The following is a 4,789-nucleotide window of genomic DNA, read 5'->3' as shown; positions in this document are numbered from 1 at the left end:
CGTTGACCTTCCACCCGTCGGGAATGAGTCGACCGACGGCTGGGTTTCGGCTATCGTGAGGAACGCAGACCTCATCCTGCTCGTCATCGATCTCTCAGAAGATCCGGGCATACAGGGCGAACTCCTCATCGAGTTGTTGGCGGAATGGAAGATCGTACTCATAAGAAAAAATGAGAAGAAGAGAGGCGGAGAGCGCCTTGAGCAGAAGCAGGTCATTCTTGCGGCGAACAAGTGCGACCTGCCGGATTCAGGGGAGAGACTGAAGCTGTTGAAAGAAAGATACGGGGCCATCCTTCCCGTCATAGGCATCTCGACGATGCGAAAAGAGGGTATCGAAGAATTGAGGAGGGCCGTTTTTGAGAATTCCCGTATCATCAGGGTCTACTCGAAGGAACCCGGCAAGGAACCTGACCGGGACCGGCCCTTTGTCCTCCCCCTCGGCTCCTCTGTCGTCGACCTTGCGGAGCTGATCCACAGGGACTTTCGGGAGAATCTCAATTACTCCTGTGTTTGGGGATCGACAAGGTTCGACGGACAGAGGGTTCAGAAGGATTATATCCTCCATGACCGTGATGTCGTGGAATATCATCTGAAATGAGGCCTCATGGTAAGGAACCTGAAAGAAGACCTGCGGAAGCTCGCAGACCCCGAGAGGGCTCGAATACTTTCGCGTTTTTTCAAAACGGGAAAGGGCGAGTACGGCGAGGGTGACGTATTCCTCGGGATAACGGTTCCTCAACAGCGGCGGCTTGCGAAGATGTACCCTGACCTCTCCCTAGAGGACATCGGGAAACTGCTTTGGAGCAAAGCGCACGAGGAGAGACTTGTTTCACTCTTCATTCTCATAACACAATACAGAAGATCTGATCGCGTGGGGAAAGAGGAGATCCTCAATTTCTATCTCAGAAATACGAAAAGGATAAACAACTGGGACCTCGTCGACGCATCCGCAGGTCCCATACTCGGTGACTACCTGACCGACAGGGACCGGTCGGTCTTAGTGAAACTAGCCCGCTCGACCGACCTGTGGGAGAGGAGGATAGCTATCATGGCGACATTCGCATTCATAAAAGATAATGACTTCGGTGATACCCTGCGCATTGCCGAACTGCTCCTCAGGGACGGACATGACCTCATCCATAAAGCGGTCGGCTGGATGCTGCGTGAAGTCGGCAAAAGGGACCGGGAAAAGGAAAAAGAGTTCCTCGAAAGACACTGTCATGAGATGCCGAGGACCATGCTGAGATATGCGATCGAGAGGTTTGGAGAGAAGGAAAGAAAGGATTATCTGAACAAATACCGCGGAGGAAAATCCGTCACAAAGGTCCGCGCCACATGATAGATCCCATCGTGTAGACAAATCAGCCGACTCGCGTAGACCGGATGTCCCAACCGTCGTCATCGACGTGATTCCTCATGCTAACCCGGTGACGGAATGATATAATGTCTAGAGAAAGGCCCCGGGACCGAGGGGAGAAGAAGAACCAAAGAGGCGAAAACCATGAAACTCTTATTGGCAACGGATGGTTCGGAGTCAGCGGAAGGCGCAGCACAATTTCTGACACGCCTTCAATTTTCTCCTGATGACGAGATCATCGTCCTCCATGTCATCTCGGAAATACCCTATGACGATGATTATCGCCTGAAGATCATGCAGGCGATGAAGCGTGTGGCGCCGAAGATCCTCAAGGCGTCGGTGAATGTCCTCAAGAAGGTCCGGGCAAAGGTCGGCATCATCGAAGAGGAAGGAGTTCCCGACGCGACCATCATGAAAATCGCGGAAGATTCCCAGGCGGACATCATCGTCATGGGGGCAAGGGGGCTCAAGGGGATCAAGTCCGTCTTCCTCGGAAGTGTCACGAGGTCGGTTGCCATCAATTCGCCGAGACCCGTCCTCATAACGAAACCTTTCCGAAAAAGGGACCGGGGACCGATAAAGATCCTCTTCCCGACAGACAATTCTGAGTCCTCCCAGGCAACGGCGAAGCTCCTCGCTTCCCTCCCCTTCCCCGACAATACGGAATTAACGGTGATGCACGTTGAGCCTCCGGCGCTTTCCGATATACCCGAGCGGTTTGCTATCGAGGTCAACGATGCGTTGAAGGAAGACATCGCTCGGACACTAAAAAAGAAGAGTGAAGAATCAGAGAGGATTGTCGAACAGGCCCGCACCCTCCTGGGAAGAAAATTTCCGAGGCTGACAGTGATAACGGTTCAAGGAGACCCCTCCATGGAGATACTTCGTGAGGCGGAGAACATGAAGGGAGACCTGATCGCGGTGGGTTCACGGGGGCTAAGGGGACTCAAGGGAGTGCTCGGGAGCGTATCGAGGCGGGTGCTCGGCCATTCGCTCTGCTCTGTCCTGGTCGGGAAAATCCGCGAAGGCTGATGCACGTGGAGACAAAAGGCGTGGAAGAACCATATAAGGCGAAAGAAGAGCTTGTCCGGGAACTGGCGGAGATGCGGACGAGACTCGAAAAGCTCGAAGAATGCAGGGGCGAATTCAGAAGCGTGCAGGAGAGATATGAGAAACTTCTCGAGGCCGCCCCCGACGCGATGATCTTCGTCGACGGCAACTTCGAGATCGTCCTCGTGAATGCGCAGATGGAAAAACTCTTCGGCTACACCCAGGAGGAGCTGACCGGAAGAGATATCCATACGCTCATTCCCGAAAGATTCCGCAGCCGCCACAAAAAGCTCATCGCCGATTATTTCTCGAACCCGAGAGTTCGCATGATGGGTTCGAACCTCAAGATATACGCCCTGAGAAAAGACGGCACCGAATTCCAGGCCGACATCAGTCTGAGCCCCTTGCGGACAGACGAGGGACTGCTCGTCACGGGTGCGATACGGGACATTACGGAACGGACTAAAGTGCAGGAGAAAATCGAGCGGAATTACCACATCCAGAGGGTGATAAGCACCGTGCTGAAGATCTCCCTCGAACCGATTTCGCTTGATGAGCAGATGAACCGTGCCCTCGATCTCATCCTCTCGGTACCGCACCTCGCGCTCCGGTCAAAGGGTTCGATCTTCCTTGTGGAGGACAGCTCAAGGGAACTGGTTCTGAAAGCGGAAAGAGGGATGACGGAACAGGAACAGACCGTCTGCAGGAAGGTGCCCTTCGACAAATGCCTCTGCGGACGGTCCGCATCGACCTGCGAGGTTCTCTTCGCAGACTGCGTCGACGATCGCCACGAGATCCGGTTTGAGGGAATGTTCCCTCACGGTCACTATTGTGTGCCGATCGCTTCCGGCGGAAGAGCACTCGGTCTCATCAGTGTGTATGTTAACGAAGGGCATGAGAGGGCCGTTGACGAGGAGGAATTTCTTACCGCGGTAGCGAACACGCTTGCCGGCGTAATCGAGCGCCGTCTCGCCGAGTCTGAAAAACTCCGCCTCAGGGAAGAACTCGCCCAGAACGAAAAACTGGCTGCCTTGGGACGGATATCCGCGAACGTCGCCCATGAGATAAGGAATCCGCTCACATCCGTTGGGGGGTTTGCGCGGAGGCTCCAGAAAAGGATCTCCGAGGGTACGAAGGAGCGGGAATATGCAGATTCCATCGTCTCTGAAGTGGACAGCCTCGAGCGTATCCTGAAAGACGTCCTCACCTATGCCCGGGTAGCGGTTCCCCGGATGGAGGGACACCGAATTGAAGAGGTCATCGGCGACGTCTTGATGATCTATGGAGAGATCTTCCGCGAACGTGCCATAAACATCCAAAAATCATTTGGCAACGTACCTGAAGCGAGGATCGATAAAGACCAGGTAAAGGAGGCGATCATAAACCTCGTCTCGAATGCCCTTGACTCGATGCAGGACGGCGGAACTCTGACGATCACGACATCACTCGCATCGGTCAAGGAAGTTCCCCACGTGGTCGTCGGGATAGGAGATTCCGGCGGCGGCATTCCCGATGAAACTTTGGACAGGATATTTGAGCCCTTCTTCACGACGAAGATCGCCAAGAAGGGGGTCGGGTTGGGCCTGCCGATCACGAAGAAGATTATGGAGGACCACGGGGGCTTTGTTACCGTCGAGAGTACGGTCGGCAAGGGCTCGCTATTCTCTCTCTATTTCCCCCTTGGCATGAAATCGGGGAATACCTCGCACCATAGCCCTCGAGAAATTTCGATGAAGGGTTAACCGGAGAAGGCAGCTCATTTCCCCGCCTTGAGGCTATGGCTCACAGGGAGATCTTGCTGCTCATCTTGCGCGACTTCTGCTTCAGATACCCTTAGCCGCTCCTTTGAATATCCTTTTCGACCTGCTCCCGAGCGAGGTGAGGACTTCGTACGAGATCGTCCCCGCCTCCGCGGCAACCTCGTGAGCGGTGATCTCCGCGCCGCCCTGACTTCCGAGGAGTATAACTTCGTCATCCTCTTTCACGCCTTCAACTTCCGTGACATCAGCCATCGTCAGGTCCATGCAAACCCTTCCGACCACAGGGGCCCTCTTCCCCCTGATGAGCACATCAGCGTTATTGGACAGGGCCCTGCCGTAACCATCCGCATACCCGATAGGCAAGACCGCAATGAGGCTCTCCCTTTCCGTAACGAATGTTCCCCCGTAACTCACCGGCGTTCCCCTGCGGAATCTCCTGATGGTGAGGATTCTCGTCCTTACCCGCATCACCGGTTTGAGATTCGCGGTCCGGTGAACCCCCGCCCCGCACGGCGAATAGCCATAGAGCATAAGCCCCGGCCTCACGGCATCGAGGCCTGCATCGGAGGAGGAGAGCACTGCGGCACTATTCGCGATGTGGCAGAGGACCTTCTTCTTCAGG

At 54.9% G+C, this 4,789-nt stretch carries 5 protein-coding genes; 4 read left to right on the top strand and 1 reads right to left on the bottom strand.

Annotated features, from left to right (window positions below; all coding sequences use genetic code 11):
- The 4 genes from VEI96_11705 to VEI96_11690 all read left to right on the top strand — a co-directional run.
- A partial coding sequence (locus VEI96_11705) for a TGS domain-containing protein (protein ID HXX58658.1) occupies positions 1 to 598 on the top strand: 598 nt, incomplete at its 5' end.
- Positions 599 to 604: 6 nt separating this feature from the next.
- Positions 605 to 1,339, top strand: coding sequence for a DNA alkylation repair protein (locus tag VEI96_11700; GenBank protein ID HXX58657.1), 735 nt, complete (start codon positions 605 to 607; stop codon positions 1,337 to 1,339).
- Between the two features lie 162 nt (positions 1,340 to 1,501).
- Positions 1,502 to 2,389 (top strand): universal stress protein, encoded by an 888-nt coding sequence (locus tag VEI96_11695; protein ID HXX58656.1) that lies wholly within the window; start codon positions 1,502 to 1,504, stop codon positions 2,387 to 2,389.
- A gap of 20 nt (positions 2,390 to 2,409) precedes the next feature.
- Positions 2,410 to 4,149, top strand: a complete 1,740-nt coding sequence (locus tag VEI96_11690; protein ID HXX58655.1) for a PAS domain S-box protein — start codon at positions 2,410 to 2,412, stop codon at positions 4,147 to 4,149.
- Between the two features lie 81 nt (positions 4,150 to 4,230).
- Here VEI96_11690 and alr read toward each other — a convergent pair.
- Positions 4,231 to 4,789: alanine racemase (alr, locus tag VEI96_11685; protein HXX58654.1), on the bottom strand; the 559-nt coding region annotated here is incomplete at its 5' end.

The sequence above is a fragment of the Thermodesulfovibrionales bacterium genome (assembly GCA_035622735.1).
Classification (GTDB): Bacteria; Nitrospirota; Thermodesulfovibrionia; order Thermodesulfovibrionales; family UBA9159; genus DASPUT01.
This window is presented reverse-complemented; position numbering and strand designations above follow the sequence as displayed.

Coding starts and splice junctions, on each gene's coding strand:
- VEI96_11695 (HXX58656.1), top strand. CDS start 1,502: ATGAAACTCTTATTGGCAACGGATGGTTCGGAGTCAGCGGAAGGCGCA.
- VEI96_11700 (HXX58657.1), top strand. CDS start 605: ATGGTAAGGAACCTGAAAGAAGACCTGCGGAAGCTCGCAGACCCCGAG.